Source organism: Pseudomonas sp. B414, assembly GCF_055408445.1.
Window position 1 is genome coordinate 78,854 of sequence record NZ_JBUZTQ010000016.1, and the last position, 26,989, is coordinate 105,842.

Genomic DNA, 26,989 nt, shown 5'->3' on the forward strand with positions numbered 1-26,989 from the left:
CACGGTGTATGTCAATTAACATACGTCGCGTATCTCAAAAAAAGGAGGCTGGCATGGCGCCCAAAGCGCGGTCGCAGATGATCGAAGAAACCCGTGGCAAGCTGCTTGAGGCGGCGCGTCTGGCATTCAGTTCAGTGGGCTATGCCCAGACCTCGATGGACGAGCTGACGGCCTCGGTAGGTTTGACCCGTGGCGCGCTGTATCACCATTTTGGTGACAAGAAGGGGCTGTTCAAAGCTGTCGCCCAGCAGATCGATGCCGAACTGGACGCACAACTGGCCCAGGTGCTCGAACAGGCTGCCAGCCTGTGGCAAGGGTTTCAGGATCAGTGCCGGTTGTATCTGGAGATGGCCCTGCAAGTCGAAGTGCAGCGCATTCTGTTGCGCGACGCGCCTTCGGTGCTGGGTTCGCAATATGTGCAGAACACCCAGTCGGTGTGCTGCCTGTCGATGGCGTCGATGCTGCGGAACTTGATGGACACGCAAGTGATACAACACACCCACCCCGAAGCGCTGGCGCGTCTGATTCAGGGCGGTTTGATGGATGCGTCGTTGTGGATTGCCGAGGCCGACAACCCGCCGCAGCGTCTGGCGGCTGCACTGGACAGCCTGGACCTGATGCTGCGCGGTTTGCTGCAGGTGCCTCAGGCGCAATAGCGCGGCTGAGGCGGGTGCATCAGAAGTGGTACTTGACCAGCAGGCTGGTGGTGTTCTGATTGGTTTTGAACGAGCCGCTGTCTTCGATGCCGTATTTGTTCTTCCAGTAGTCGTATTCAACACCGACATACAGTTGCTTGGCGCTCCAGCTCAAGGCCTTGCCCAGGTCATATTTGACCTGCGGGTTGAAGTGCAGGTTGGCGTGGTAGGTACCGCGCGAGTTCTGGTCGTTGTCGACCACCCAGTCCATGTAGCCGTCGATCAGCACATCGGAATTGCCCAGGGGCAGGGTGTAGGCCCACACCGGGGTGATCTGCCACACGCCTTTGCCGGCGCGGCTGCCTTCCGGGAAACGCTGGTAGAAGTTCAACTGGAAGTAGTCGAAGCCCGGCACGTTCAGGTCAAAACCCGGGCCGATCAGGTAGGCCTCAGTGTCGCCTTCGCCAAACTCGTAAGTCATGGCCAGCAGCACGTCTTTGATCGGGCCGAATTCAAACTTCTGGTCGAAGATCTTGCCCATCGACAAACGTGGAGTGAATTCACCGTAATAAGTGTTCGGGCCTACGTTGCCGTCTTTTTTACCGTTGTAAAAGATACGGTCGAGGAAGAAGAAGTTGTCGCCGTACTTCCAGCTGTCAGCATGCTCGAACGTCAGGGTTTGCTGAATTTTTGGATTGACCTGGAAGTCTTTGCCGTACAAGTAAGTCAGGCTGTTGGTTTGCCATTGCAGCAGGTCGCCGGCGACTGCCGGAGCCCCGCCCAGCATGCTTCCCGCAAGCATCAGGCCGGTAAGTGTGCGCTTCATTCGGTTAGCTCCAAAAAAGTAAAAAATTGTGCAGTAGTGAGAACGTGGCGCTCTGTGCCGGCGCCTTGGTTCATTGTTTAAAACAGACCGCAAACCTTTGATTTATCGATATAAACTTGGCTTTAAAGTCAGCTTTCAACAGTGCTCGCAGTTGAGCGGCCGCGGAGAATACTGGCTCTGGCGTCTGCACTCAAGCGCTCTGTTAAAGCCCTCGGTGGGCAATAACAGAGCGTGCACAGCCTTAGACTTAGAAGTGAACTTTGATCAGGGCGCTGGCAGTGTTCTGGTTAGTGTCCAGGCGGCTGCTGCTGTCGATACCGTACTTGTCCTTCCAGTAGCTGTATTCAATCCCCACATACAGCTGCTTCTCACCCAGGTTCAGGGCCTTGCCCAGGTCATATTTGATCTGCGGGTTGAAGTGCAGGTTGGCGTGGTACGTGCCGCGGGAGTTCTGGTCGTTGTCGACTACCCAGTCCATATACCCGTCGATCAGCACGTTGGAGCGACCCATGGGAATGGTGTAGGAAAACGACGGGGTGATCTGCCAGACACCGGTGCCAGGACGCGGGCCTTCGGTATGGCGACGATAGAAGTTCAGGGTGAAGTAGTTGAACCCCGGCACCGCCAGATCAAAGCCCGGGCCGATCAGGTAGGCCTCGCTGTCACCTTCGCCGTACTCATAGGTCATGGCCAGCAACACGTCCTTGATCGGGCCGTATTCAAGCTTTTGGTCGAAGATCTTGCCGAACGACAGGCGTGGGCTGAACTCACCGTAGTAAGTGTTCGGGCCCTTGTTGGGGTCAGCCTTGCCATTGTAGAAAATACGGTCGACAAACAGGAAGTTGTCGCCGTATTTCCATTTGTCGGCATGCTCGAAAGTGACGGTTTGCTGGATCGACGGGTTGATCGCGAAATTCTTGCCGTACAGGTAGGTAAGGCTGTTGGTTTGCCACAAAAACAGATCGCCGGCCATTGTCTGGCTGGCAGCCAAAAGTCCACCTGCGAGCGTGACGCCCCAGTGTTTGCAGTTCATGGGTAACTCCCTTTTTTATTTTTGTTGTGTCGGATGTAGGAGAGGTGCAAGCCCCCCTTGTGGGAGCGGGGTTGCTCGCGATGCAAACGACGCGGTGTACCTTAACGACCGCAGTGATGCTATCGCGAGCAAGCCCGCTCCCACAGGGGCAAGTCAATCCACTCGCTTAATGCTGATGCACATGCCCGCTCATGGCTGCGCGTTCGGAACCGCCCAGCACATTGAACATCAGGTTCAGGCAGACCGCGCTGACGGCGGCCATGGCGATGCCGCTGTGGGTGATGGGGTCCATCCACAGTGGCAGGTGGGCAAAGAACTCAGGACGCACCACCGGGATCAGACCCATACCGATACTCACCGCCACCAGCAACTGATTGCGGCGGTCGGCAATGTCGGCTTCCTGCAGGATCTTGATTCCTGTTGCCGCGACCATGCCGAACATGGCAATGGCTGCACCGCCCAATACCGCAGGCGGAATCGAAGCCACCAGATACGCTGCCTTGGGCAGCAGGCTCAGGGTAATCAGAAATATCCCGGCCATGATCGTCACCGAGCGGCAACGCACACCGGTCATCTGCACCAGGCCAATATTCTGGGCGAAAGAGGAATGGGTGAAGGTGTTGAAAAAACCGGCGATAAACGAAGCGCCTGCATCACACAGCAAGCCGCGACGCAGCATGCGCGGGGTGACTTCCTGGTCGGTGATTTTGCCCAGTGCCAGGAACATCCCGGTGGACTCGACAAAAATAATCACCACCACCAGGCACATGGAAAGGATCGGTGCCAAATGAAACTCCGGCATGCCGAAGTGCAGCGGGGTGACGACCTGGAACCAGGGCGTACTGTCCAGGCCGGAAAGGTCGACCATGCCGATGGCGCCTGACAGTACATAGCCCAGGGCCATGCCGATCAATACCGAGACATTGACCCAGAAGCCGCGCATAAAGCGATTGATCAACAGGATGGTGCCCAGTACCAGGGCCGCGATGGCCAGGTACACCGGCGAGCCAAACTGCGCCGCAGCGCTGCCGCCACCGGCCCAGTTGACCGCAACAGGGAACAGCGACAGGCCAATAGAAGTGATCACCGTACCGGTGACCAAAGGTGGAAAGAAGCGCACCACCTTGGACATAAAGGGCGCAATGATCATCCCGAAAAAACCCGCGGCGATGGTCGCACCGAAGATCCCGGTCAAACCGATACCCGGCATTCCGGCCATTGCCACCATGCTGCCAACCGCAGCAAAACTGGCGCCCATCATCACCGGCATGCGAATGCCCATGGGGCCTATGCCCATCGACTGCACGATGGTTGCAACCCCCGCCACCAGCAGGTCGGCGTTGATCAAAAAGGCGATTTCCTCACGACTCAAACCGGCGGCCTGACCAATGATCAATGGCACGGCCACAGCGCCGCCGTACATCAGCAGCACATGCTGCAAACCGACCAGGATCAGTTGCAGCATGGGTAGCCGCGCCAGCGGCGGCGGGGCCGTTACGGCGGGTCTGCGCGCTTCGGTTAAATCGGACATGCAACACCTCGGTCATTCTTATTGTTGTGAGCTAGTGGTGTGTGTTTGTGGCCGCAGCCGGGCTGCGACCACAAGGTCTGTGCGTTAGTTGGTTTGAGCTCCTGCACTGATCCAGGCGCCGATCAGATCACGTTCCTGCTGGGTCATCTGGGTGATGTTGCCCAGTGGCATGATCGGGGTGGCGACGGCCTGGGCCTGAATACGTGGAGCCATCAGTTTGATCTGCTGCGCGGTGTCGAACATCACGCCTGCCGGGGCCGCACTGAACAGCGGGCTGGTAGGGGTGGCGGAATGACAGACCGTGCAGCGCTCCTGGATCACCGAGTGGACCTTCTCGAAATCGATAGTGGCCACAGGGGCTGCAGGGGCAGCGGGTGCGGTTACCGGGGCAGGAGCATCTGCAGCCTTGACACCACCCAGAGCGGTTTCAGGCAGCGGCTGATACTTGATCACCTTGGCGGTTTGCGGCGCTGTCGAAACAGGCTTGGGACCGGTGACGTAAGCCAGGCAGATCATGCCCAGTGCTGCAACCGGCAAGGTCCAGGCATATTTGTGACTGTCGTGGCGGGTGTTGAAGTAGTGACGTACCAACACGGCCAACACTGCGATCCCGGCCAGGATCAACCAGTTGTACTGGCTGCCATAGGTGCTCGGGAAGTGGTTGCTGATCATGATGAACAGCACCGGCAGGGTGAAGTAGTTGTTGTGACGCGAACGCAGCAGGCCTTTGGCCGGCAGTGCCGGGTCGGGGCTGCGGCCTTCCTTGATGGCTGCTACCAGGGCACGTTGGGCCGGCATGATGGTGCGGAACACGTTACCGACCATGATGGTGCCGATAATGGCGCCTACGTGCAGGTAGGCACCGCGCCCGCTGAACACTTTGCTCAGGCCGAACGCTGCCGCAACCAGCAGCACAAACAGGACGAAACCGAGCAACGCCGGGCGTTTGCCCAGGGCGGAATCGCACAGAAAGTCGTAAATGAACCAGCCGGCAATCAGCGAACCGATACCGATGGCAACCGCTTGCGGGCCGCTCAGGGTGCTGCCGGGAGCAATCAGGTACAGCGCAGGGTTGAAGTAGAACACCAGACAGAGCAGGGCGATGCCTGACATCCAGGTGAAATAGGCTTCCCATTTAAACCAGTGCAGGTTTTCCGGCATGGTGGGAGGAGCCAGCTTGTACTTTTCGAGGTGGTAAATACCGCCGCCGTGAATCGCCCATAGATCGCCGGCAAGGCCATCCTTGGGGTTGGCACGGTTGAGGTTGTTTTCCAGCCAGACGAAATAAAACGACGCGCCGATCCAGGCCACACCGGTAATCATATGAATCCAGCGCACGCTCAGATTCAGCCATTCCATTAGATGTGCTTCCACAGTCTTTACCTCTTGCCCGTCACTCTTTGATGAGTGTTGGACCTTCTCTTATTGGTGGGGGGCGAGGATCAACAACTCATCCTCTTTAAAGAAATGCTCATCGCAGTTATTGCCTGTGCCACTGCGATCAACCACCAGGAAGTCATCCCGCTTTTCGATCGTCAGCACCGGATGGTGCCAAACGCCGCGATGGTAATTGATGCCCTGCCTGCCATTACTGACAAAGGCGCGGACGAGGCCCGATACAGGTTCATCGCCAACCGGCGCGACCACGATCAGAAAGGGGTTGCCGAGCAGCGGTATAAAAGCCTGGCTGCCCAACGGATGGCGCTCCAGCATGCGGACGGTAAACGGCATGTCCTGCGCTTCGGCGCGGAAAATGCTGATGATCGCCTTGTCTTCTGGCGTAGCCGTTTCGACCTCGGCCAGACGATGAAAGCGCATGGTCGAACCGTTATTGATCATGAAGTGGTCGCTGCCATCGGTTTCAATCACATCACCGAACGGGGCGAAGGCTTCTTTGGTCAGCGGTTCAATCATCAATGTGCGCATGGTGGTCTTCTTATTCGGGTTTCTGTGGTGTTGTTTCTATTGTTATCGCGAGGCCCGCTCCCACATTTGAAATGAATTTACCGCTGTGGGAGCGGGCTTGCTCGCGATTGGGTTCAACCCTTACTTCGCGACTTTGCCCAATACGCGGATGCGGCTTACACCACCGTCCGGGAACAGGTTCAGGCGGATATGGGTGATCGGGCCGAGGTCTTTGAGCTGCTCGCTGTAGGTGTGCTCAGCGTGCATTTCCATTTTTTGGCTCGGCAGCAATTCACGCCAGAACAGCGACTGGGTTTCGATCTGGTTGTCGGTGCCGCCTTTGACGTACGCGGCCTGAATCGAGCAGGTGTCCGGGTAGTTGCCCTTGAAGTGCAGGGTGTCGATGGTGATCTCTTCGATCAGGCCAGGGTGGCCCAGTGCGACGATGACCCAGTCATTGCCAGGAGTACGGCGACGCGCGGTTTCCCAGCCGTCGCCCATGTTGATGCCACGGCCCGGGTTGAGGATGTTGCTCATGCGCCCGAAGTGTTCGTCGGAGCAGGCGAGGGCGCGGCCACCGTTGAGGGCTGCGGCCAGGTCGACCTGTTCGTTGTCGCCGACTGCCGACCAGTCACGGAATGGCACGCCGTAAACGCGCAGACGCGCTACGCCGCCATCCGGGAAGATGTTGAAGCGCAGGTGGCTGAACGCTTGGTCGTTGTTGATCTCGTGGTAGTGATGGCTGTTGCCTTGCAGCTCGACGGCCGAGAGCACTTCAACCCACTGGGTGTTTTCATTCGGTTCGCCTGAAGCCAGGAAGCAGGCTTCCAGCGAGGCAGACGGCGGGAAGTTGCCGGTGAAGAATGAAGTGTCGATGTCCACACCCTTGATCGAGCCTGGCACGCCAAGACGGATGACAGCACTGTCATAGCCTTCGAAGCGCTTGCGGCGGGACTCCCAGCCGTCCATCCACTTGCCGTTGTCATCGAAAACGCCCTCCTTCCATACGGCCGGGGTCGGCTGGAACATGCGGTTGGCGTCGGCGAACCAGTCATCGGTTACCGAAACGATTTTGGTGCCCAGGCGGGCATCGGCCAGGTTGACGAACTTCTCGAAAGGTACGGCGTAAGCTTTCATTCTTCTTGTCTGCCTTTAATTAAGTGGCTGGAGATGCGTCATCGGCACGTGCCGGATCGGCTTAGAGCTGGAGCAATCGGAACAGGGCAATTTTGTTGATTTCTGCCAACGCGCATTTGAACTCGACGTCTGCCGGGTTGTGGATGCGCGTTTCGAACGCGGCGAGGATCTGGTGCCGGTCGCTGCCTTTTACCGCCATGATGAAGGGAAACTTGAACTTGGCTTTGTAGGCGTCGTTCAGCTCGGTGAAGCGTTGGAACTCTTCGGCCGTGCATTGGTGAATACCGGCGCCAGCCTGTTCATTGGTGCTGGCTTCGGTCAACTGGCCCTGGACGGCAGCTTTGCCGGCCAGGTCCGGGTGAGCATTGATCAGTGCCAGCTGGCTGGCGTGATCGGCGCTCAACAAAATGTCACTCATGCGCTGGTGCAGGCTTTCGATCTGATCGACGCTGCTGTCCAGGCCCAGGTCGTAAGCCTTTTCGGCAACCCAGGGCGAGTGTTCGTAGATATCGGCAAAGGCCGCGACAAAGGCTTCACGGCTCAGTTGTGAAGGCTTGAGGGTCTTGAAGGCGCTCATTTGGCGGTCTCGGCAACAAAAGGGTGGGTGGCGTGCCAGTGGCGGGCGATGTCCACGCGACGGGTGAACCAGACCTGCTCGTGACCCTTGGCATACTCGATGAAACGCTTGAGGGCGGCGAGACGCGCAGGGCGGCCAATGAGGCGGCAATGCAGGCCGATGGAAAGCATTTTCGGCGACTCTGCGCCTTCGGCGTACAGCACATCGAAAGCATCCTTGAGGTACTGGAAGAACTGCTCGCCGGTGTTGAAACCCTGCACCTGGGTGAAGCGCATGTCATTGGTGTCCAGGGTGTAGGGGATCACCAGATGCGGCTTGCCGGTCGGGTTGTTGGGTTCCCAGTAGGGCAGGTCGTCGTCATAGGTGTCGCAGTCGTACAAAAAGCCGCCTTCTTCCATCACCAGGCGCCGGGTATTGGGACCGGTGCGGCCGGTGTACCAGCCCAGCGGGCGTTCGCCGCTGATTTCGGTGAGGATGCGGATGGCTTCGAGCATGTGTTCACGCTCTTGCGCTTCATCCATGTACTGGTAGTCGATCCAGCGATAGCCGTGGCTGCAAATCTCATGCCCGGCTGCGACCATGGCGCGGATGACGTCAGGGTGGCGTTGGGCCGCCATCGCTACGGCAAACACCGTGAGCGGGATATCGAACTCGCGAAACAGTTTGAGAATGCGCCACACGCCTGCACGGCTGCCGTATTCGTACAGCGACTCCATGCTCATGTTGCGCTCGCCCTGCAACGGCTGGGCCGAAACCATTTCCGAAAGGAAGGCTTCAGATTCCTTGTCACCGTGGAGGATATTGCGCTCGCCGCCTTCTTCGTAGTTGAGAACAAAAGACAGGGCGATACGGGCGTTGCCCGGCCAGTGCGGATGTGGAGGGTTTGGGCCGTAACCAATCAGGTCGCGTGGGTAGTCAGCGCTCACTGCAGTCTTCCTTATTGTTCGTGGTAACAGTCGATTGGCCAGACCTGGCGTCACTGCGATGAGCTGATTGTATACAACTTTACATTTTATTTGTAACCCTGATTTTTCCTATTTCTACCATGATTTGTACATTAATAGTACTTGCAAGAAACCTGCCTGATTGGTCAGTTTATGGGTACAAGGTCTGTAAAGGCTGCGGCTTTGACGATTAATACCGTGCAGGCCCCGTCGCTTCAGGGTGGTCACAGATTGTCGTTTTTAATTGTGTACAATTTTTTTGATAAATGTCTTAATCATGTCTTCGCCGAGTCTTTTGGTGCGCCAAAAGGGGGCGGCAACCGTTTTATTCACCGACTCGGGAGGTCGCAGAATCAATGGGACGTTTGACTACGCACGTTTTGGATGCCGCACACGGCTGCCCTGGCAGCTCGATCAAGGTCGAGTTGTATCGGGTTGAAGGTTCGCAGCTGGAGTTGGTCGCTACAGCGCGGACCAATAGCGATGGCCGTTGTGACGCGCCGTTGCTGGAGGGAGATGCTTACCGTTCCGGGGTATATCAGGTGCAATTCAGTGCCGGTGATTACTACCGTGCACGGCGTGTGCAATTGCCGGAACCGGCCTTTCTGGATGTGGTGGTACTGCGTTTTGGCATCAACGCCGAGCAGGATCACTACCATGTACCGCTACTGATTTCGCCGTACAGCTACTCGACTTATCGCGGCAGCTAACGGGTTTACGATCTGCGCATGTGGTTATTTGCCCGCTCACACTGCGGGCTTTTTTTTGCCTGCAGGATCGGGACGAGCAACCGGTTACTGACGCCTTGTAGTCGCTGAGGAGCGAAGCGAGGCTGCGATCGATTGCGAAGCAGTCGTAAAGTCAGACACCTGGTGTATCAGATACATTGAGCATTCAAGTTTACGACGGCTGCGCCGCCGATCGCAGCCTTCGTTCCTCGTCAGCGACTACAAGGCACCGATTATCGGCTGAGCAACGACGCCGTACCCGCTACCCCAAACAACCCGGCACTGATCCGGTTAAACCAGCTCTGGCCCTTGCCGCTGCGCAGATAACCCGCCGCACCGTGGGCGCCCAGGCCGTAGGCCAGCTTGCACAGCAGGTCAAGCACGGTCCAGGTGGCGATCATCACCAGCAACTGGTTAAGGAACGGCAAGTCAGGGTTAAGAAACTGCGGGAGGAAGGCGGCAAAGAACAAAATGTCCTTCGGGTTGCTGGCGCCCAGCACAAACGCGCGCCCAAACAGGGCGCCAAAGCGCGGTATTGGTGCAGCCTCGGGCACATTGGTGACCGTGGCCGGCTGGCGCGATTGTTTCCAGCTTTGCCAGGCCAGGTAAAACAGATACAGCGCACCCACGATCTTGAGAGCACTGAAAAGCTTTTCCGAGGCCAGCAGCAAGGCGCCCAAACCCAGGGCTGAAGCACTGAGCAGGCAGATCGAGGCAAACACGCCGCCCAGAAAGGCCGGATACGAACGGCGCAAGCCGTAGTTCAGACTGTTACTGATCATCAATAACGACAGTGGTCCCGGAATCAGGATTACCACCAATGCCGCGCTGCTGAACAGCAGCCAGGTTTCCAGACTCATCACTTCCTCCCAAACAACAAAGGCCCCGCGTCATTGCGGGGCCGATTGATACCGCCCGGTTTACAGGTAAATAAACTTGGCGATGAAAATAGCGCAGAGTACCCACAGGCTGACGGAAATTTCCCGGTATCTGCCGGTGCCCGCCTTGAGTGCGACATAGGTGATAAAGCCCAGGGCAATCCCGTCGGCGACCGAGAAGGTCAGCGGCATCATGATCACGGTCACAATGGCCGGGATGCAGTCGGTGGGTTCGTCCCAGTTGATGTGCTGCATGCCGCCCATCATCAGCATGGCGACGTAAATCAGCGCACCGGCAGTGGCATAAGCGGGGATCATGCCAGCCAGCGGGGCAAAGAACATCGCAGCGACAAACAATACCCCGACGGTGACCGCGGTAAGCCCGGTACGACCGCCCGCGGCAACGCCTGCGGCGCTTTCGACGTAGCTGGTCACCGGTGGCACGCCGACCACGGCGCCGAATACGCTGGAGGCACTGTCCGCCTTGAGGGCCCGGGACAGGTTTTCGATCTTGCCGTCAGCCTTGACCAGTCCGGCACGCTGGGCCACGCCCATCAAGGTGCCGGCGGTATCGAACATGTGTACAAACAGAAAGGCCAATACCACGCTGATCATGCTGATATTGAACACACCCTTGAGGTCCATGGCCATCCAGGTCGGGGCCAGGCTCGGCGGTGCGGACATGATGCCGTTGTAATGCACCAGATCCAGTCCCCAGCCAGCCAGGGTAACGGCGATGATGCTGATCAGGATTGCGCCGAAAACGCGGTGGTAGCTAAGAATCGCAATCATCAAAAAGCACACGGCGGCCAGCAGTGGGGCAGGGTCGCGCAACGATCCGAGTTTGATCAGGGTAGCCGGGCTGTCAACGATAATGCCCGAGGTTTTCAGGCCGATAAGCCCCAGAAACAGGCCTACCCCTGCACCCATTGCGTAACGCAGGCTGACGGGGATGCTATTGAGCAACCATTCGCGCACCCGTGACAGGGTCAGAAACAGAAACAGCACACCGGAGACAAATACCGCGCCCAGTGCCGTTTCCCAGCTGTAGCCCATGGTCCCGACCACGGTGTAGGTAAAAAACGCATTCAGGCCCATGCCGGGTGCCAGGCCTACTGGCCAGTTGGCATATAGCCCCATCAACAGGCTGCCCAGGGCGGCGGCAATGCAAGTCGCGACAAAGGCGGCGCCATGGTTAATACCGGCATCGGCCATGATGTTGGGGTTGACGAAAATGATGTAGGCCATGGTGATAAAGGTGGTCACGCCGGCGATCAATTCGGTTTTGACCGTAGTGCCATGCAGCGACAGTTTGAACAGACGCTCCAGCCAGCCACGCGGGGCGGGGGGTGAAAGGTCGAGAGCGGGTATTTCTGACTTTTGGCTGTCCACGGTGATTTCCTCAGGCTTTTATTGTTTTTAAGGGCACTGGGTGAGGCAGGTGACAGGTTTCCTGACTTTTTGGTCAAGAACGCAGGCGAGATGAATTATGCTTTTGTATACAAATAAAGCAAATAATGTTTTTCAAATTGTGGACGAAGTGCAGGGTTGCATTGGTTCTATAGTGTGGGAGCGGGCTTGCTCGCGATTCGGGCAGTGAGGTTTGTCAGGATAATTGCTGTGATTTCATCGCGAGCAAGTCGCACCGCTGCTCCCACAGCTCAGCCGTGGCGGCTTTGCCCCAGCGCATGATTGATCGCCAGCCACCCATTCACCGCATCGTCGCCTGCCTGGGCGAACACCCGTTGCAGCAGCTTGACCTGCTCGCGACGCAGGTTTTGTTCGAAGGTCACACCGTCCGCGGTCAGCTCCAGCAAGCGTTTGCGCTTGTCGGTCTCTGGCGCGACGCTGCGCACCAGGTCCCTCTCAACCAACTGGCGTAATGGCGTATTGAGAGCCTGTTTGCTTACGCCCAGCAAGGTCAGCAGTTCCTTGACGCTGACACCAGGGTGGTGGGCGATAAAGAAAACAATGCGCTGATGCACCCGACTCAGCCCACGGCGAGCCAGCATTTCATCCGCCTTGGCGGTAAATGCTTGATAGCCAAAGAAGAAGGCTTCCATGGCGGCGCGCTGAGTGGTCGGATTTTTAAGGTCAAGCATATTGACGTATCTAGGCTTCGCGGCGTAGTTTCGGTCAACCAGTTTGACTTATTTCCAATTACTTCCGCTACCGGTGATCTGTATGGCCTTCTCCGAACGTGTTTCCCGCCTGAAAAGCTCTTTGATTCGTGAAATTCTGGCTGCGGCCCAACGTCCGGAAGTCATGTCTTTCGCTGGCGGGCTACCGGCCGAGGCCATGCTGCCCAAGGTCGACTGGACCGATATGCCGGCCTCGATGGGCCAATACGGCATGAGTGAAGGCGAGCCGGCACTGCGTGAAGTCCTGGCCGCAGAGGCTCGCGCCCTGGGCGTTGACTGCGATGCAAGTCAGGTCATGGTGTTGAGCGGTTCGCAGCAGGCCCTGGATCTGGCGGCCAAGCTGTATATCGACAAGGGCACGGAAATCATGCTCGAAGCGCCAACCTACCTGGCCGCGCTGCAAATCTTCCAGCTGTTCGGCGCCGAATGCCTGACCTTCCCGCTGCAAGCCGATGGCCCGGACCTGGCCGCGTTGCGTGTGCAGCTCGAAGCCCACAAGCCTGCATTCATCTACCTGATCCCGACATTCCAGAACCCGTCTGCCGTGCGTTACAGCGAAACCAAGCGTGATGCCGTAGCGGCCCTGCTGGACGAGTTCGGCGTGACCCTGATTGAAGACGAACCGTACCGCGAACTGAATTTCGACGGCGGCAGTGCCACGCCGATTGTCAGCCGCCTGAAAAAAGCCAGCTGGATCTACACCGGCACCGTTTCCAAAACCCTGTTGCCGGGCCTGCGCGTTGGCTTCCTGATTGCTAGCCCGGACCTGTTCCCGCACCTGCTGCGCCTCAAGCAATCGGCCGACCTGCACACCAACCGTGTCGGCCAGTGGCAAGCCTTGCAGTGGATCGGCACCGAGAAAATGAGCAACCACCTGGCCGAGCTGCGTGATTTCTACCGTGTGCGCCGTGACGGTTTCCAGCTGGCCCTTGAAGAGCATTTTTCGGATCTGGCTGACTGGCATGTTCCACAGGGCGGGCTGTTCTTCTGGCTGACCCTCAAGCAGCCGTTTGATACCCGCACGCTGCTCAAGCCTGCGCTGGAGCAGAACGTGGCCTTTATGCCGGGCGAGCCGTTCTTTGCCAACCCGGATCAGAACGTGGGCAGCCTGCGGCTGAACTTCAGCCATATCGACCCTGCGCGCCTGCATGAAGGTCTCAAGCGTCTGGCTAACGTGATTCGTCAGGCACAGGCTGCCCAGGCGGCCTGAGGGAGGCGCGATGCTTAAGGTTTATGGCGATTACAACTCGGGCAACTGCTACAAGATCAAGCTGATGCTGCATCTGCTCGGTCTTGAGTATCAGTGGTTTACCGTGGACATTCTCAAGGGTGAAACCGAAACCCCGGAATTCCTGGCGAAGAACCCCAACGGCAAAGTGCCGGTACTGGAGCTTGAAGACGGTACCTGCCTGTGGGAGTCCAATGCGATTCTCAACTACCTGGCCGACGGTAGCGAGTTCTTGCCCGGCGAGCCGCGTTTGCGCACGCAAGTGCTGCAATGGCAGTTTTTCGAGCAGTACAGCCATGAGCCTTATATCGCGGTGGCGCGCTTTATCCAGTTTTACCTGGGCCTGCCGCCTGAGCGTCTTGAGGAGTATCGCAAGCTGCAAAAGCGTGGCTACAAGGCCCTGGACGTGATGGAACAGCAGCTCAACCGCACGCCATATCTGGTGGGTGAGCAGTACTCGATTGCTGATGTGACGCTGTATGCCTACACCCATGTGGCCGATCAGGGCGGTTTTGACCTGAGCGGTTATCCGGGTATTCAGGCCTGGCTTGCGCGGGTGGCCAGCCATCCGCGGCATGTCGGGATGCTGGGCTGAGCCAAAAGCGCCCTCACCACGCCTCTCCCGGAGGGAGAGGCGTGGTGAGGGGTTTTTGCTTGCTTAGATAGTCGCAAACCGCTGGTTCAGATAATCAATGATCACCTTGGACTCATACATCCAGGTGGTCTTGCCATCTTCTTCAATACGCAGGCACGGCACCTTGATCTTGCCACCTTGCTCCAGCAGGGTCTGACGGTCCTGTTCATTGTTCTTGGCGTCACGCAAGGCTACCGGCACGTTCAGGCGGCGCAGGGTGCGGCGAGTTTTGACACAAAACGGGCAGGCGTGGAACTGATACAGGGTCAAACCCTTGGCAGCCTCATCGACCTGCGCCTGAGCGGCGGCAGGGCGCTGCTTTTTGCTTGGACGGGTGACGAAATCGCCAGCGATGATGAGCTGACCCAGGCCTACGCGAAGCGCTTTGATAAACACGGTAAAAGCCTCATGGGCAAGTTAGAAGGTGCGCAGCTTACCTGAAAACCGGCAGGCGAAAAAAAACCGGCGATAAACGCCGGTTTTTTCGGTGCAGCACTTACTTGATCAGGCTGAGAAACTCGCTGCGCGTGGCGGCGTTTTCGCGGAACTCACCCAGCATCACCGAAGTGATCATCGACGAGTTCTGCTTCTCGACACCGCGCATCATCATGCACATGTGCTTCGCTTCGATCACCACGGCAACGCCCAGGGCGCCGGTGACTTCCATAACCGCGTCGGCAATCTGGCGGCTGAGGTTTTCCTGGATCTGCAGGCGTCGGGCATACATGTCGACGATGCGTGCCACTTTCGACAGGCCCAGCACTTTGCCGCTCGGAATATAAGCGACATGCGCCTTGCCGATAAACGGCAGCAGGTGGTGTTCGCACAGCGAGTACAACTCGATGTCCTTGACCAGCACCATTTCGCTGTTGTCAGAGCTGAACAAGGCACCGTTGGTGACTTCTTCCAGGGTTTGTTCATAGCCACGGCAGAGGTACTGCATGGCTTTGGCTGCACGCTTTGGCGTATCCAGCAGGCCTTCACGGGAAACGTCTTCGCCGAGTTGACCGAGGATCGCGGTGTAGTTTTGTTCCAGTGTCACAGGACTATATTCCATGCGGGTTTCAGAGTGGCACCTCGTCGGGTCGTACCAATTTTGTACCAATCATGCTGTTTTCGAGTTTCCCGAGCTCGCTCCAGTCTGTGCTGGAATTTAGCCATTTAGCATACGTTGAAAGCAACATCTGTACGCTGTGACCTAGCTGATTGGCGATAAACGCAGGGTTCATGCCTGCCATGAGGCACATGGTAGCGTAGGAATGGCGGCAGTTGTATTGTCGGCGCACTCTGATCTTCAGTTTTGATAGCGCTTCCTGGAAATGTTTGTCGGTTACGCTTGCCTGCATACGTTGGCGACTTTCTTCTCTTCATCGACTTCATCCCAGCGAAGCGCTGCAATCTCACCCGGGCGCATGCCGGTGTAGAAAGCTAACTCAAAATACGCAGCGTAGATTCGCGTTGCGCTTCTCAAGTGTGAGTACAGATAGCCAATCATCCTGTCTGCTTCTTCGACCGTAAACGGATCAACGGCCTTTTTGGCCCTGGCTGGCAGTTCAATTACATCCACTGGGGTGCGATCAATGAGTCCAGTCCTTGGGCTTGCAGGCAACGGGCGGTGGGTTATACGTGTGCCACGTCGCGCTCCGGAACAAGGCGAACCTCGACCCTTTGACCAAGTGCGCGAGCTGCGCTGGCCAATGTAGCGAGAGTCATGCCAGCGTCATTTTGATCAAGCGCGCGATCCACAGCGGTACGACTGGTATGCATACGATCAGCGAGGGCTTTCTTAGTGACGTGCTGAGCCTTCATCGCTTCAGCGATCTGCCAGGCAATCACGCGCTTAAGAGCGGCTGCGGAAACCTCTTCTACGAGGCCTTGCTCGGAGAGGAAGTCGTCGAAGTCAGAACCGATATGCTTGTTCATGTGTAGTACCTCATAGTCTAGCTTTACGCTGTTTGGCGGTTGCCATGTCAGACGCTGGTGTTTTCTGGCTTTTCTTGATGAAGCCGTGAAGCAAAATCATGTCTGAGCCAACGATCGTAAACAGAATGCGGGCGATGGTGTCATCCAGATCAATTCTGACTTCCCAAAGCCCCGTGTCTAACTTACGAACCACCGGCATCCCGATTGGCCAGCCAAGCTGCACGGTTTTGATGTCCGTACCGATCATGCGCCGATGCTCCCTTGGGAGATCGGTCAGCCATTCACGAACCGGCTCATTGCCAGCGTCTGTACAGAAGAACCGTACGTTGAGGACGAGAGGGATATCAGTCATAGCAGTAGTGTACCTAAAAAGGTACATCATGCAACTATCTGCTGAGCGTCCAGACAACTGGATGCTTGAGCAGGTACGGGGTGCAGTCGGCGTTTTCAGGGAGAGAACTGATCACGCGGATACCCCAGTTTGCTGTAGCTGCGGCGCTTGCACTGGTGCTTTCAGGATGTGCTCGTACAAGTTTTTCGTACGACGCTGCAAGCGTGATGACACGCTGTTACTCGTCGCGCCCCTCCATCATGGTGCGCTTGAGCATCACATACACCGCACCTGCGCCGCCATGTTTGGCCTGGCAGGAGCAGAAGCCCAGCACCTGGGAATGCTGGCGCAGCCAGGTGTTGACGTGACTTTTGATCATCGGGCGCTTGCCGTCCAGGCGCACGGCCTTGCCGTGGGTGACGCGCACGCAGCGCACTTCAAGCCGGGTGGCTTCGCCGAGGAATTCCCAGAGGGTCTCACGGGCTTTTTCGACGGTCATACCGTGCAGGTCCAGGCTGCCCTCGAAGCTGATCTGCCCCAGCTTGAGCTTGCGCATCTGGCTTTCCTGCACGCCGTCACGGGCCCAGCTCAACTGGTCTTCAGGGCCGACATCAATCACAAACTGGTCTGACAGGCCGTCGATGATGGTCGTATTGCTGCGCACAATGGCGTTCTGGCGCAGTTTGGCCAGCTGTGCTCGGTCAGCTTTGGGTTTGCCGGTGTCGGCCCGATCATGCTTGATCGGTTTGACACCGCGAATTTCGTTTTTGAACAGGGAAAAGTCGTCGTCTTGCATGTCAGCCTCCGCGAAGGGCGGCCAGTTTACCCAAGTCGACGACGATCGGGCGGCGGATATGCGTCAGTCGTGCTTTTTCATCAGGTGCGGGGCCATATTAAGCCCGAATGGTTGGCGCATCAGGCGCCGTCGGCGGCGCCATATCCATGCGCCCAGCCAGCACACCAGCAAGCCGAACACCAGTACCAGTACGGCACCTGCAGGGCTGGCGTTGAGGTCGCCCAGGGCGTCGGGGTGGCCAATCAGGCTGGCAGCGCCTGCCAGCAGCAACAGGGCGCCACTCAGGGTTAGCAGCGCTGCAAACAGCAGTACCAGGCGCGAGCCCCAGTCACGGTGGGCCTTGGGGCGCAAGCGTCGAGCATCAAAACCATCGGAGATCTTCATTCCGATCTTTCCTTAAAGGGTATCGGCCCTTCGACAGGTACTTGGGCAGGTTGTTCCTGCCTGTCGTGAAATTGGCAATTGCGTGCCGGTAGAGGGTGTCTGGGATGGGCGGTGGCAATGGCCGCCCGTCCTGGCCCGCTCGGATCAAATCAGGTTTTGGGTCAGCGTCAGGGTGGCAAAGTTGTCGTTCATGATGGCCATTTCGGCTTTTTGCACTTGCTCTGCGCTGATGATGCCGTCCGCAGTCGGCAGGTCGCGGGTGGCGCAGGCGTCTTCCACCAGGGTGCAGCGCAAGCCGTAGTCCTTGGCCGCGCGCACGGTGGTGCTGACGCTGGAGTGGCTCATAAAGCCGCAGACAATCACATCCAGCGAGCCGAGGTTTTCCAGGGCTTTTTGCAGGCCGGTGTCGTTGAAGGCGTTGGGCATGCGTTTTTCGATGATCAGTTCGTCGCCCTGGGGTTCAAGGCCCTTGATAAAAGCACCGCGCTCGCCCTGGGGGTCGAACATGCCGCCAACCGTGCCCAGGTGGCGGATATGGATCACCGGGCGCCGGGCCCTGCGCGCAGCTTCAAGCAGGCGGGCGATGTTGGCGGTGGCCGCGTCCATGCCGGACAGGGCTAATGGGCCGCTCAGGTATTCATTTTGCGCATCGATGATCAGCAGGCTGGCGTTGCTCAGATTGGCCGCGGCGTAACCACGTCCAGTGAGTTGAAACATCGTCTTTAAAGCGGGCATTCGGGGGCTCCTTTGAATGGGGCTTTTGCGACATTCTCCACTGGCGGAGCGTTTATGTGAATGGCCAGTCGTGCAGGCCTTGTGGTTGTTGGCCTGTAGCGATGTCAAGGAGATGTTTTGCAACCATAAAATGTACAAAGTGGAGCGATTTCAGGTTTTTTTTGTGCACGGTCTTACTTTTTAAAACACTGGCCCGTGTAACCGTCTGGCGCAACTTTGGCGCGTCGGGGTTTGGCTGTTAGAATCGCCAATCGATTTTGAGGAGTAAGACCATTGATCACTTCCCGCCTGCGCACTCTGCGCGACCATATTCGCTGGGCCGTTAGCCACTTTCATGGGGAAGATCTGTTCTTTGGTCATGGCACCGACAACGCCTGGGACGAAGCCCGTCAACTGGTGTTGGGTGCGCTGAACCTGCCGTGGGAAATCGCTGACAGTTACCTCGATTGCCGTCTTGAGGACGATGAACTGGTTAACCTGCAACATCTGCTCAAGCGCCGCATCGAAGAGCGCGTGCCAACTGCCTATCTGTTGGGTGAGGCCTGGTTCTGCGGCATGTCGTTTATCGTCGATGAGCGCGTGCTGATCCCGCGCTCGCCGATTGGCGAATTGATTGAAAAACGTTTCGAGCCGTGGCTGGCTGCCGAGCCTGCGCGCATTCTCGACCTGTGCACCGGTTCGGGTTGCATCGGCATTGCCTGTGCCTACGAGTTCCAGAACGCTGAAGTGGTGCTGGCTGACCTGTCCTTTGAAGCCCTTGAAGTGGCCAACCAGAATATTGAACGTCACGGCGTCGATGAACGTGTTTACACGGTGCAGGGCGATGGCTTTGATGGTCTGCCGGGGCAGCGCTTCGACTTGATCGTGTCCAACCCGCCCTATGTCGATGCTGAGGATTTTGCCGATATGCCGGCCGAGTATCAGCATGAGCCGGAGTTGGGCCTGGCTTGCGGTGATGATGGTTTGAATCTGGTTCGCCGGATGCTGGCCGAGGCAGCGGATCACCTGACTGAGAAGGGCTTGCTGATTGTGGAAGTGGGCAACAGCCAGGTTCACGTTGAGTCGCTGTACCCGGAAGTGGACTTCGCCTGGCTTGAATTCGAGCGCGGCGGTCATGGCGTGTTCATGCTGACTGCCGAGCAGTGCCGTGAGCATCAGGCGTTGTTTGCTTCGCGGGTTTGATCGAGTCCATGTAGTTACGGATTGCGGCGTGTTTCAGCGGTGCGTCGCAATCCAGATCAACAAGCCTGCCTGGAACACCGAAAAGGCCACCAGGCAGGTGATGGTAAAGCGCAGGCCCATCTCTTCGCGCTGGTATCTGCCGAGTTTTTCTTCTTTCTCGCGCAGTTTTACATCCTGTTCCTGCAGGTTCTGTTCGGCCTGTTGGAGCATGTGCGCAGCATCGAGGATATCCAGGAACTGAAGCTTTTCGCCGTTCCAGCTGTCCAGCAGCTCGCCCACTGGCACTTCTTCGACTCGCGCCTTGAGAAACTGGGCGTCGGCATACACCACATCAAAACCCTGAACCCGCAAAAAATGATCGCGGCGCAGACGGCTGTCTTCATTCAGGGCATCCCTGCTAGGCAGATCCATGCCTTCAACACGGTAGTGCGACCATCTTTTTTGCGCCCACTGCACGGCCTGAGCCAACAGAAAACGGCCAATCCCGCGGTTCTGCGGCTCAACTTGCAAGCCGCGTTCAGGACTGATGCGTACACGCTGGGTGGTGTGGTCGACCCATACGTCGAGCTGGTTTTGTTCGCTACGGACCCGCTGCCCCGGCAGGGTAATGGCCAAACGTAGCAGGCTGAGCTCTTTGCTGTGACGTGCGGCATGGCCGTACTGCACAAAGCGTAAGGGCCGCGCCCCGGTGCTGCGGTCAATAGGCAGGGGGGCGAGGCGCAGCATGCGCAAATGCTCGGGCTGCACGTCAGCCCAGGGCAGTGGCGGCGCCTCGGGCACTGCCGGTGCCTCAGGCCCGGCGGGTTGTGATGGGGTGTCGCTCATAGCGGCTCGATCCTGTGCTAGCCCGAAATGTCAGCAAAGCAAAGGCGGCCGACACATGTTTATCGGCCGTTGTGCGCAGTACTGAAGGGCTGGCCCGCATTGACTTTGGTGATAAAGCGCACAGTTCGGTCGCCCAGTTCGCCTGCCAGGCGCTGATTGGGATCGTTGTAGGACTGCACCTGGCGTTTCATGTCCATGGGCACGATGCGCATCACGTGGTTCATGCCATTGATCAAGGTCAGCACGGCATCCGGTTTGGCCGCCTTGAGCAGGCGCGCATCCTTGACCTCGACCTGAATGTCGTGGGTGCCCTGGATGATCATGGCCGGCATTTTCAATGCAGCAAAAGCGGCTGCCGGGTCGTGGCGCAACAGGCTGACCATATAGGGCTGCACACTTGGGCGGAATACCACCTCAAGGTCTTTGGGCACATTGTTGTCGGTGTTACCGGCTTCCAGGGTGCTGATCAGCTCAAAGCTGCGCTTGAGAAGGGCAGGCGGCAGATGATTGCGTTGCAATTGCTCGCGCAGCAGCACACCCACCGGGCGCCCCGTGCCGGCTATGGAAACCACCCCGGCGGCACCGATTTTCGGCGCTGCGAGGCTGGCGATCATCGCCCCTTCACTGTGGCCGATGACAAACACCTTGCCAAAGCGCGGGTCGCTTTTGAGCTTTTCGCCCCAGGCCACAGCGTCTAAGACATATTGATCGAAGTTGAGTTTTTGCTCGTCAGGCCCGGCGGGCTGGCTTTGGGCTATGCCGCGCTTGTCGAAGCGCACACTGGCGATATTGCTCTGGGCCAGGCGCCATGCCAGCTTTTTCAAGGCGTCGTTGCGCCCGCCAATCGGGTTGTTGCCATCGCGGTCAGTCGGGCCTGAGCCGGCAATGATCAGCACCACGGGCACGGGTTTGTCGCTTTTGGGCAGTACCAGCGAGCCGTACAACGTGCCAGAGCCGGTATCCAGTTCAATGGGCCGCAGCAAGACATTGGAAGGTGGAGCCGCCAGGGCCTGGGTGCCAAAGCCAAACAGGGTCAGTGCAAAAACGAGTATTCGCAGCATCATAGCGCCATCATTGTCTAGTGTGCCGGTTGGACAAACCCGGATGAGGAAGGTTCGAGGATGAACTACAGAGGTAGCCTGCGTATACTGGCGCATTTGGTTATCTGGGATCTGTTCAACTTCTGTTGTGGCTGCAACGGGACATGAACCTATTCTGGGCTGAATTCTATCGGCTGATTTTCGCGGAGCGCCCTGCATGTCCGGCAATACCTACGGCAAGCTGTTCACTGTCACCACCGCTGGCGAAAGCCATGGTCCGGCGTTGGTCGCCATTGTTGATGGCTGCCCGCCCGGGCTTGAGCTGTCCCTTGAAGACTTGCAGCGTGATCTGGATCGACGCAAGCCCGGCACCAGCCGCCACACCACCCAGCGCCAGGAAGCCGACGAAGTCGAAATCCTCTCTGGAGTGTTTGAAGGTCGCACCACCGGTTGCGCCATTGGCCTGCTGATCCGCAATACCGACCAGAAGTCCAAGGACTACTCGGCGATCAAGGATCTGTTCCGCCCGGCCCACGCCGACTATACCTACCACCACAAATACGGTGAGCGCGACTATCGCGGCGGCGGTCGCAGTTCGGCCCGTGAAACGGCCATGCGTGTGGCCGCTGGTGCCATAGCGAAAAAGTACCTGGCCACCCAGGGCATCGTGATCCGTGGCTATATGAGCCAACTGGGCCCGATTGAAATCCCGTTCAAGACTTGGGATTCGGTCGAAGAAAACGCCTTCTTCAGCCCTGATCCGGACAAGGTGCCCGAGCTTGAGGCCTATATGGATCAGCTGCGCCGTGATCAGGATTCGGTGGGTGCCAAAATCACCGTGGTCGCCGAAGGCGTGATCCCGGGTCTGGGCGAGCCGATTTTCGATCGCCTGGACGCCGAACTGGCCCATGCGCTGATGAGCATCAACGCGGTCAAGGGCATCGAGATTGGCGCCGGTTTTGCCAGTGTGGCTCAGCGTGGCACCGAGCACCGTGACGAGATGACCCCGGAAGGCTTCCTCAGCAACAACGCGGGCGGCATTTTGGGCGGCATCTCTTCGGGGCAGCCGATTGTTGCCCATCTGGCCCTTAAGCCGACGTCGAGCATCACCACCCCAGGGCGTTCGATCGATGTGCACGGCAACCCGGTGGACGTGATCACCAAGGGCCGTCATGACCCTTGTGTTGGCATTCGTGCCACGCCAATCGCCGAAGCCATGATGGCCATTGTGCTGATGGACCACCTGCTGCGCCATCGCGGCCAGAACTCTGACGTGCGTGTAAGCACTCCCGTGCTGGGCCAGTTGTAATGCAAGGATTGTTGAGCGTCACGGTCTGACGGCCGTGGCGACACTTCCTTACTGGCGTCTGTCAGGCTTCTATCTTTTCTATTTCGCCTTGCTCGGCGCGACAGCGCCGTTTCTGGCGCTGTATTTCCATCACCTGGGGTTTTCCAGCGCGCGCATAGGCGAACTGGTGGCCATCCCCATGCTGATGCGCTGCGTGGCGCCCAATCTGTGGGGCTGGCTGGGGGACTATACCGGCCAGCGCCTGCTGATCGTGCGTCTTGGGGCGCTGTGTACCTTGGTCAGCTTTGCCCTGATCTTTGTCAGCCAGAGCTACGCCTGGCTGGCGCTGGTCATGGCGTTGCATGCGTTCTTCTGGCATGCGGTGTTGCCGCAGTTTGAAGTCATCACCTTTGCCCATCTGCGCGAGCAGCCTGAGCGTTATAGTCAGATTCGCCTGTGGGGCTCGATCGGTTTTATTCTCACCGTGGTGATATTGGGTCGCCTGTTTGAATGGCTGAGCCTGGATATCTACCCGGTTGCGTTGATCGTGATCATGGGTGGCATTGTGCTGTGCAGTTTGTGGGTGCCGAACGCGCAGCCCTCCAGCCTGGGCCGCAAGCTGATGGAGGGCGGTTTTTTAAAGCAATTGTTCAGCCCTGGTGTTCTGGCGTTTTACATCTGTGTCGCGCTGATGCAAATGAGCCATGGGCCGTATTACACATTCTTCACTTTGCACATTGAGCACCTGGGCTACAGTCGCGGCGTGATTGGTCTGCTCTGGGCATTGGGGGTGGTGGCGGAAGTGCTGATGTTTATGGCCATGCGCCGCATCCTGCTTAAGTTCTCGGTACGCCGGGTGTTGATGTTCAGTTTTATCCTGGCCGCTTTGCGCTGGCTGCTGCTGGGGTCTTTTGCCGAGCACTTATGGGTGCTGCTGCTGGCGCAACTGCTGCATGCTGCCACCTTCGGCAGTTTCCACGCTGCGGCCATGACCTTTGTGCAGCGCAGCTTTGGCCCCGGCCAACAGGGGCAGGGCCAGGCCCTGTACGCCACGCTGGCCGGTATTGGTGGTGCGGTAGGGGCGTTGTACTCCGGTTACAGCTGGAACACCCTGGGCCCCACTATCACCTTTAGTATGGCGAGCGTCGCAGCGCTGGCCGCAGCCGTTATCATTGCCACTCGACTGCAAGAGGACAGGCCATGAGCCTTACCCGTGAACACCTGAGCCAGGAAATTATCGAAGCCGGGCGCTTTTTGTATGGTCGCGGCTGGTCGCCGGCCACCAGCAGCAACTACTCGACCAGACTGTCGGCCAGCGAAGCGCTGCTGACCGTCTCGGGCAAGCACAAGGGCCAATTGGGCCCGGACGATGTGCTGGCCACCGACCTGGCAGGCAACAGCCTGGAGCCGGGCAAAAAGCCTTCGGCAGAAACCCTGCTGCATACCCAGCTTTACAGCTGGTGCTCGCAGATCGGCGCGGTGCTGCATACCCACTCGGTCAATGCCACGGTGCTGTCGCGCCTGACTCCGGGTGACAGCATCGAATTTGAAGACTACGAACTGCAAAAGGCCTTTAGTGGCATATCGACCCATGAGTCGAAGGTGCTGGTGCCGATTTTCGACAACGACCAGGACATCACCCGCCTGGCGGCCAAGGTCCAGCCTTGGCTTGAGGCGCATCCTGACTGCGTGGGTTATTTGATCCGCGGGCATGGTCTGTACACCTGGGGTGCACGCATGAGTGATGCCCTGCGCCAGATCGAAGCCTTCGAGTTTCTGTTTGAATGTGAACTGAAAACCCGCGCCGTACTCAATCGCTAACGCTGACTTCACCGTGAAGAAGCTCACTACCTGATTTGCACGGTCTGCCTGAACGGCCTGTAAAAGCCGAAAGCGCGCCGAAGCCGAGGAACCACGCCCCATGAGCAGCCTGTCCGTTTATCACGTATCCAGCTCTGAATTACCCAACAAGGTGCTGACTCACCTTGATGACATTGCCTCCACGCTGGCCGAGCAGGGGGTGCGCTTTGAGCGTTGGCAGGCCGCCACGCCGATTCAGCCGGGTGCCAGCCAGGATGAAGTAATCAACGCCTATCGCGCCCAGATTGACCGGCTGATGAGCGAAGGTGGCTATGTCACCGTTGACGTGATCAGCCTTAACAGCGATCACCCGCAAAAAGCCGAATTGCGCGCCAAGTTCCTCGACGAGCACCGCCATGGCGAAGATGAAGTGCGCTTTTTCGTCGCCGGACGCGGGTTGTTTACGCTGCATATTGGCGACTATGTTTACGCGGTATTGTGTGAAAAGAACGACCTGATCTCCGTGCCCGCAGGTACGCCGCACTGGTTCGACATGGGCGAGCATCCGCATTTTGTCGCCATCCGCCTGTTCAATAACCCCGAGGGCTGGGTTGCAAACTTTACCGGCGAAGATATCGCCAACCGCTTCCCGCGCCTCGAAGATTAAGGACGCCCCCATGCCGATCAAAGCCATCCTCACCGATATCGAAGGCACCACCAGTGCCGTCAGCTTCGTGTTCGACGTGCTGTTCCCGTACGCGGCCAGGCACTTGCCCGAATTTGTCCGTCAGCACGCCGAAGACCCGGACGTGGCCATGCAACTGGGTGCGGTGCGCCTGGACAGCGGTGAGCCGGAAGCCGATGTCGAGCGTGTTATCGAAATCCTGCAGCAGTGGCTTGCCGAAGACCGCAAGGCCACACCGCTCAAGGCCTTGCAAGGCATGATCTGGAAGCAGGGCTATGAGGCAGGGGAGCTCAAGGGCCATGTCTACCCGGACGCAGTGCAGGCACTGCAGGCCTGGCACGAGCAGGGCTATGAACTGTATGTCTACTCTTCGGGTTCGATCCAGGCCCAGGAACTGATCTTTGGCTGCTCGGAAGCGGGCGACCTGACGCCGCTGTTCAACGGCTATTTCGATACAACTTCTGGGCCCAAGCGCGAGGCGCAGTCCTATCGGCATATCATGGAAGCCATAGGATGCCCGGCCGGGAAGATCCTGTTTCTGTCCGATATTGTTGAAGAGCTGGATGCTGCTCAGGCTGCAGGCATGTTGACCTGCGGCCTGGCCCGTGAGGGGGGCGAGCTGGCGGGGCATAAAACGGTCAAGAGTTTTGCCGAGATCGATCCTGCCGGGCTTTAAGCGCTTTGATCCACCGCACAGCAAAAAGCCAGCAATCGCTGGCTTTTTTGTCTCTGGGATTCGGTTTAGCGGGTGTGGTAAGTCGGCAGGGCAAAGCGATGCTGACTTTGCAGCAGCGAAATCGTCGGCAATTCACTGGCTGTACCGGCCAGGTCACGGCGAATGGCGCTGATGGCCCAGGTTAATTCCTCGGCGGTGTGCAACTGGGTGTAGGACAGCGTGCGCTGGGTCTGCTTGCCATCGCTGTCACACAAGGTCAGCAACACGCCGCCATCAGGGCGAGGTTTTACAGTGACGGTGTGGTTGGAGAACAACGATGCAAATTTTTCCTGGATCAGGCTCATGTGTTCAGCTCCATTAGCGCTCAAGTGCTTGTATGGAGTAGAGGTTGCAGTGATTGTGCCACTATGCGTTTTTTAAAAAATCCTTATAAATCAATGTCTTAAAATTTTTAATGCAATTGTCGATCGTGCATTCTGCATGAATGGCCATCGTGCATCGTGCACAATCCATTCTTGAGCTGGCTACACACAACTCGCGGGTAGCATTTTGTGTTTTTAGGTAGTGGCTGAAGCACCTTATGAAACGCAGTTCCGCTTTCTGGAGTGCTTGGGTGGAACGGCAAAGCGCCGATTTGAATCAGCTGAGTAACGAGAACCCGCGACCTCCTTCAACTGTCCGCTATCACGCACAAAATCACTCACTTCCTTGACCTTGCGACTACCGAGCCAGGTGATCCATTGGACTAGCTCGGTGTGCCCCTGCTGTTCAAGCATCTGCAGGAAACGCACCTGCCAACGCTTGCATGCCGCCCCGCAAAGCCCTGTACGTCGGGCCACAATAATGGTTGTCCACCTTGCCGGAACCGGTAGCATCCAGTTTGCCGGTGTAGGTGATATCTTCAGAATCAGTAACTTCGTATACCAAACCGGCGTAGGGCTCGCCTTCCCCTAGTTCATCGACCAATTGAAAACTGGTCGAGTGCCCGCGTAGTGGGCAGCTATGGATACGCCCGTCAAAGGACGCTCTATCACTGTCTTTCAGGGAGGCAAGGCTCATGGGGTCACCGCCTTGTTTTCCGTGCAGCCGGGGTAAATGGTGCAGGTATCACGGCCGTCTGGCATGCG

At 57.9% G+C, this 26,989-nt stretch carries 33 protein-coding genes; 10 read left to right on the top strand and 23 right to left on the bottom strand.

The window, feature by feature from the left end; all coding sequences use genetic code 11:
* The first annotated feature begins 53 nt into the window (after positions 1-53).
* A complete protein-coding gene (locus ACZRMH_RS15195) occupies positions 54-656 on the top strand; it encodes a TetR/AcrR family transcriptional regulator (RefSeq protein WP_464014081.1) in 603 nt (200 codons plus the stop codon).
* Positions 657-675: 19 nt separating this feature from the next.
* Here the strand turns inward: ACZRMH_RS15195 and ACZRMH_RS15200 are convergent, their stop codons facing one another.
* The 8 genes from ACZRMH_RS15200 to puuE all read right to left on the bottom strand — a co-directional run bounded on the left by ACZRMH_RS15200 (position 676) and on the right by puuE (position 8,570).
* Positions 676-1,461, bottom strand: coding sequence for an outer membrane protein OmpK (locus ACZRMH_RS15200; protein ID WP_464014082.1), 786 nt, complete (start codon positions 1,459-1,461; stop codon positions 676-678).
* A 247-nt stretch (positions 1,462-1,708) separates the two neighbouring features.
* Positions 1,709-2,494 (bottom strand): outer membrane protein OmpK, encoded by a 786-nt coding sequence (locus ACZRMH_RS15205; RefSeq protein WP_464014083.1) that lies wholly within the window; start codon positions 2,492-2,494, stop codon positions 1,709-1,711.
* Positions 2,495-2,660: 166 nt separating this feature from the next.
* Positions 2,661-4,025 (bottom strand): nucleobase:cation symporter-2 family protein, encoded by a 1,365-nt coding sequence (locus ACZRMH_RS15210; RefSeq protein ID WP_464014084.1) that lies wholly within the window; start codon positions 4,023-4,025, stop codon positions 2,661-2,663.
* A gap of 84 nt (positions 4,026-4,109) precedes the next feature.
* Positions 4,110-5,399 (bottom strand): urate hydroxylase PuuD, encoded by a 1,290-nt coding sequence (locus tag ACZRMH_RS15215; RefSeq protein ID WP_464014085.1) that lies wholly within the window; start codon positions 5,397-5,399, stop codon positions 4,110-4,112.
* A gap of 48 nt (positions 5,400-5,447) precedes the next feature.
* Positions 5,448-5,951 carry an ureidoglycolate lyase gene (locus tag ACZRMH_RS15220; RefSeq protein ID WP_048360818.1) on the bottom strand — a complete coding sequence of 168 codons (504 nt, stop codon included), beginning with the start codon at positions 5,949-5,951 and terminating at the stop codon, positions 5,448-5,450.
* A 120-nt stretch (positions 5,952-6,071) separates the two neighbouring features.
* Positions 6,072-7,067 (bottom strand): allantoicase, encoded by a 996-nt coding sequence (gene alc, locus ACZRMH_RS15225; protein ID WP_464014086.1) that lies wholly within the window; start codon positions 7,065-7,067, stop codon positions 6,072-6,074.
* Between the two features lie 61 nt (positions 7,068-7,128).
* On the bottom strand, positions 7,129-7,644 hold the full coding sequence (gene uraD / locus ACZRMH_RS15230) for a 2-oxo-4-hydroxy-4-carboxy-5-ureidoimidazoline decarboxylase (RefSeq protein WP_464014087.1): 516 nt from the start codon (positions 7,642-7,644) through the stop codon (positions 7,129-7,131).
* Positions 7,641-8,570 carry an allantoinase PuuE gene (gene puuE, locus ACZRMH_RS15235; protein ID WP_464014088.1) on the bottom strand — a complete coding sequence of 310 codons (930 nt, stop codon included), beginning with the start codon at positions 8,568-8,570 and terminating at the stop codon, positions 7,641-7,643. The genes uraD and puuE overlap by 4 nt, the downstream gene beginning before the upstream one ends.
* A gap of 374 nt (positions 8,571-8,944) precedes the next feature.
* Between puuE and uraH the strand changes: the two genes are divergently transcribed.
* Complete coding sequence (uraH, locus tag ACZRMH_RS15240; RefSeq protein ID WP_464014089.1) at positions 8,945-9,298, top strand: hydroxyisourate hydrolase; 354 nt, start codon at positions 8,945-8,947, stop codon at positions 9,296-9,298.
* A 251-nt stretch (positions 9,299-9,549) separates the two neighbouring features.
* Here uraH and ACZRMH_RS15245 read toward each other — a convergent pair whose 3' ends face one another.
* The 3 genes from ACZRMH_RS15245 to ACZRMH_RS15255 form a co-directional block, all read right to left on the bottom strand.
* Entirely contained in the window at positions 9,550-10,176 is a 627-nt protein-coding gene (locus ACZRMH_RS15245; protein ID WP_464014090.1) for a LysE family translocator, read from the bottom strand.
* Positions 10,177-10,236: 60 nt separating this feature from the next.
* Complete coding sequence (locus ACZRMH_RS15250; protein ID WP_464014091.1) at positions 10,237-11,586, bottom strand: NCS2 family permease; 1,350 nt, start codon at positions 11,584-11,586, stop codon at positions 10,237-10,239.
* A 269-nt stretch (positions 11,587-11,855) separates the two neighbouring features.
* A complete protein-coding gene (locus ACZRMH_RS15255; protein WP_464014092.1) occupies positions 11,856-12,296 on the bottom strand; it encodes a MarR family winged helix-turn-helix transcriptional regulator in 441 nt (146 codons plus the stop codon).
* A gap of 82 nt (positions 12,297-12,378) precedes the next feature.
* Between ACZRMH_RS15255 and ACZRMH_RS15260 the strand changes: the two genes are divergently transcribed.
* Entirely contained in the window at positions 12,379-13,545 is a 1,167-nt protein-coding gene (locus ACZRMH_RS15260) for an aminotransferase-like domain-containing protein (RefSeq protein WP_464014093.1), read from the top strand.
* 10 nt (positions 13,546-13,555) lie between these two features.
* Entirely contained in the window at positions 13,556-14,158 is a 603-nt protein-coding gene (locus ACZRMH_RS15265; protein ID WP_464014094.1) for a glutathione S-transferase family protein, read from the top strand.
* Between the two features lie 63 nt (positions 14,159-14,221).
* Here ACZRMH_RS15265 and ACZRMH_RS15270 read toward each other — a convergent pair whose 3' ends face one another.
* The 8 genes from ACZRMH_RS15270 to ACZRMH_RS15305 form a co-directional block, all read right to left on the bottom strand.
* The gene (locus tag ACZRMH_RS15270) at positions 14,222-14,593 is read right to left on the bottom strand and encodes a glutathione S-transferase N-terminal domain-containing protein (RefSeq protein ID WP_464014095.1); all 372 of its coding nucleotides are present in this window, start codon (positions 14,591-14,593) and stop codon (positions 14,222-14,224) included.
* A 100-nt stretch (positions 14,594-14,693) separates the two neighbouring features.
* A complete protein-coding gene (gene folE, locus ACZRMH_RS15275) occupies positions 14,694-15,239 on the bottom strand; it encodes a GTP cyclohydrolase I FolE (protein ID WP_240889104.1) in 546 nt (181 codons plus the stop codon).
* A gap of 288 nt (positions 15,240-15,527) precedes the next feature.
* Entirely contained in the window at positions 15,528-15,764 is a 237-nt protein-coding gene (locus ACZRMH_RS15280; RefSeq protein ID WP_464014096.1) for a tyrosine-type recombinase/integrase, read from the bottom strand.
* A gap of 53 nt (positions 15,765-15,817) precedes the next feature.
* Complete coding sequence (locus ACZRMH_RS15285; protein ID WP_464014097.1) at positions 15,818-16,120, bottom strand: Fis family transcriptional regulator; 303 nt, start codon at positions 16,118-16,120, stop codon at positions 15,818-15,820.
* Between the two features lie 10 nt (positions 16,121-16,130).
* Positions 16,131-16,472, bottom strand: coding sequence for a type II toxin-antitoxin system RelE/ParE family toxin (locus tag ACZRMH_RS15290; protein ID WP_464014098.1), 342 nt, complete (start codon positions 16,470-16,472; stop codon positions 16,131-16,133).
* 217 nt (positions 16,473-16,689) lie between these two features.
* Positions 16,690-17,247 (bottom strand): Smr/MutS family protein, encoded by a 558-nt coding sequence (locus ACZRMH_RS15295; RefSeq protein WP_464014099.1) that lies wholly within the window; start codon positions 17,245-17,247, stop codon positions 16,690-16,692.
* Positions 17,248-17,310: 63 nt separating this feature from the next.
* Entirely contained in the window at positions 17,311-17,631 is a 321-nt protein-coding gene (locus tag ACZRMH_RS15300) for a hypothetical protein (RefSeq protein WP_464014100.1), read from the bottom strand.
* A 144-nt stretch (positions 17,632-17,775) separates the two neighbouring features.
* Positions 17,776-18,366 (bottom strand): cysteine hydrolase family protein, encoded by a 591-nt coding sequence (locus ACZRMH_RS15305; RefSeq protein WP_464014101.1) that lies wholly within the window; start codon positions 18,364-18,366, stop codon positions 17,776-17,778.
* Between the two features lie 273 nt (positions 18,367-18,639).
* Here ACZRMH_RS15305 and prmB point away from each other — a divergent pair, with 273 nt between their 5' ends.
* On the top strand, positions 18,640-19,548 hold the full coding sequence (gene prmB, locus ACZRMH_RS15310) for a 50S ribosomal protein L3 N(5)-glutamine methyltransferase (RefSeq protein ID WP_464014102.1): 909 nt from the start codon (positions 18,640-18,642) through the stop codon (positions 19,546-19,548).
* A gap of 33 nt (positions 19,549-19,581) precedes the next feature.
* Here prmB and ACZRMH_RS15315 read toward each other — a convergent pair whose 3' ends face one another.
* Both ACZRMH_RS15315 and ACZRMH_RS15320 read right to left on the bottom strand, forming a co-directional pair.
* On the bottom strand, positions 19,582-20,373 hold the full coding sequence (locus ACZRMH_RS15315; protein WP_464014103.1) for a hypothetical protein: 792 nt from the start codon (positions 20,371-20,373) through the stop codon (positions 19,582-19,584).
* Positions 20,374-20,432: 59 nt separating this feature from the next.
* Positions 20,433-21,437 (bottom strand): alpha/beta hydrolase, encoded by a 1,005-nt coding sequence (locus ACZRMH_RS15320; protein WP_464014104.1) that lies wholly within the window; start codon positions 21,435-21,437, stop codon positions 20,433-20,435.
* 193 nt (positions 21,438-21,630) lie between these two features.
* Here ACZRMH_RS15320 and aroC point away from each other — a divergent pair, with 193 nt between their 5' ends.
* The 5 genes from aroC (at position 21,631) to mtnC (ending at position 25,862) form a co-directional block, all read left to right on the top strand.
* Positions 21,631-22,722, top strand: coding sequence for a chorismate synthase (gene aroC, locus ACZRMH_RS15325; protein WP_464014105.1), 1,092 nt, complete (start codon positions 21,631-21,633; stop codon positions 22,720-22,722).
* 34 nt (positions 22,723-22,756) lie between these two features.
* A complete protein-coding gene (locus ACZRMH_RS15330; protein WP_464014106.1) occupies positions 22,757-23,905 on the top strand; it encodes an MFS transporter in 1,149 nt (382 codons plus the stop codon).
* Positions 23,902-24,522 carry a methylthioribulose 1-phosphate dehydratase gene (locus tag ACZRMH_RS15335; protein ID WP_464014107.1) on the top strand — a complete coding sequence of 207 codons (621 nt, stop codon included), beginning with the start codon at positions 23,902-23,904 and terminating at the stop codon, positions 24,520-24,522. The genes ACZRMH_RS15330 and ACZRMH_RS15335 overlap by 4 nt, the downstream gene beginning before the upstream one ends.
* A gap of 100 nt (positions 24,523-24,622) precedes the next feature.
* A complete protein-coding gene (locus ACZRMH_RS15340) occupies positions 24,623-25,168 on the top strand; it encodes a 1,2-dihydroxy-3-keto-5-methylthiopentene dioxygenase (RefSeq protein WP_464014108.1) in 546 nt (181 codons plus the stop codon).
* Between the two features lie 10 nt (positions 25,169-25,178).
* The gene (gene mtnC / locus ACZRMH_RS15345) at positions 25,179-25,862 is read left to right on the top strand and encodes an acireductone synthase (RefSeq protein ID WP_464014109.1); all 684 of its coding nucleotides are present in this window, start codon (positions 25,179-25,181) and stop codon (positions 25,860-25,862) included.
* Between the two features lie 65 nt (positions 25,863-25,927).
* Here mtnC and ACZRMH_RS15350 read toward each other — a convergent pair whose 3' ends face one another.
* The gene (locus tag ACZRMH_RS15350) at positions 25,928-26,206 is read right to left on the bottom strand and encodes a DUF3509 domain-containing protein (RefSeq protein ID WP_464014110.1); all 279 of its coding nucleotides are present in this window, start codon (positions 26,204-26,206) and stop codon (positions 25,928-25,930) included.
* A gap of 424 nt (positions 26,207-26,630) precedes the next feature.
* Entirely contained in the window at positions 26,631-26,921 is a 291-nt protein-coding gene (locus ACZRMH_RS15355) for a hypothetical protein (protein WP_464014111.1), read from the bottom strand.
* Positions 26,922-26,989 lie beyond the last annotated feature (68 nt).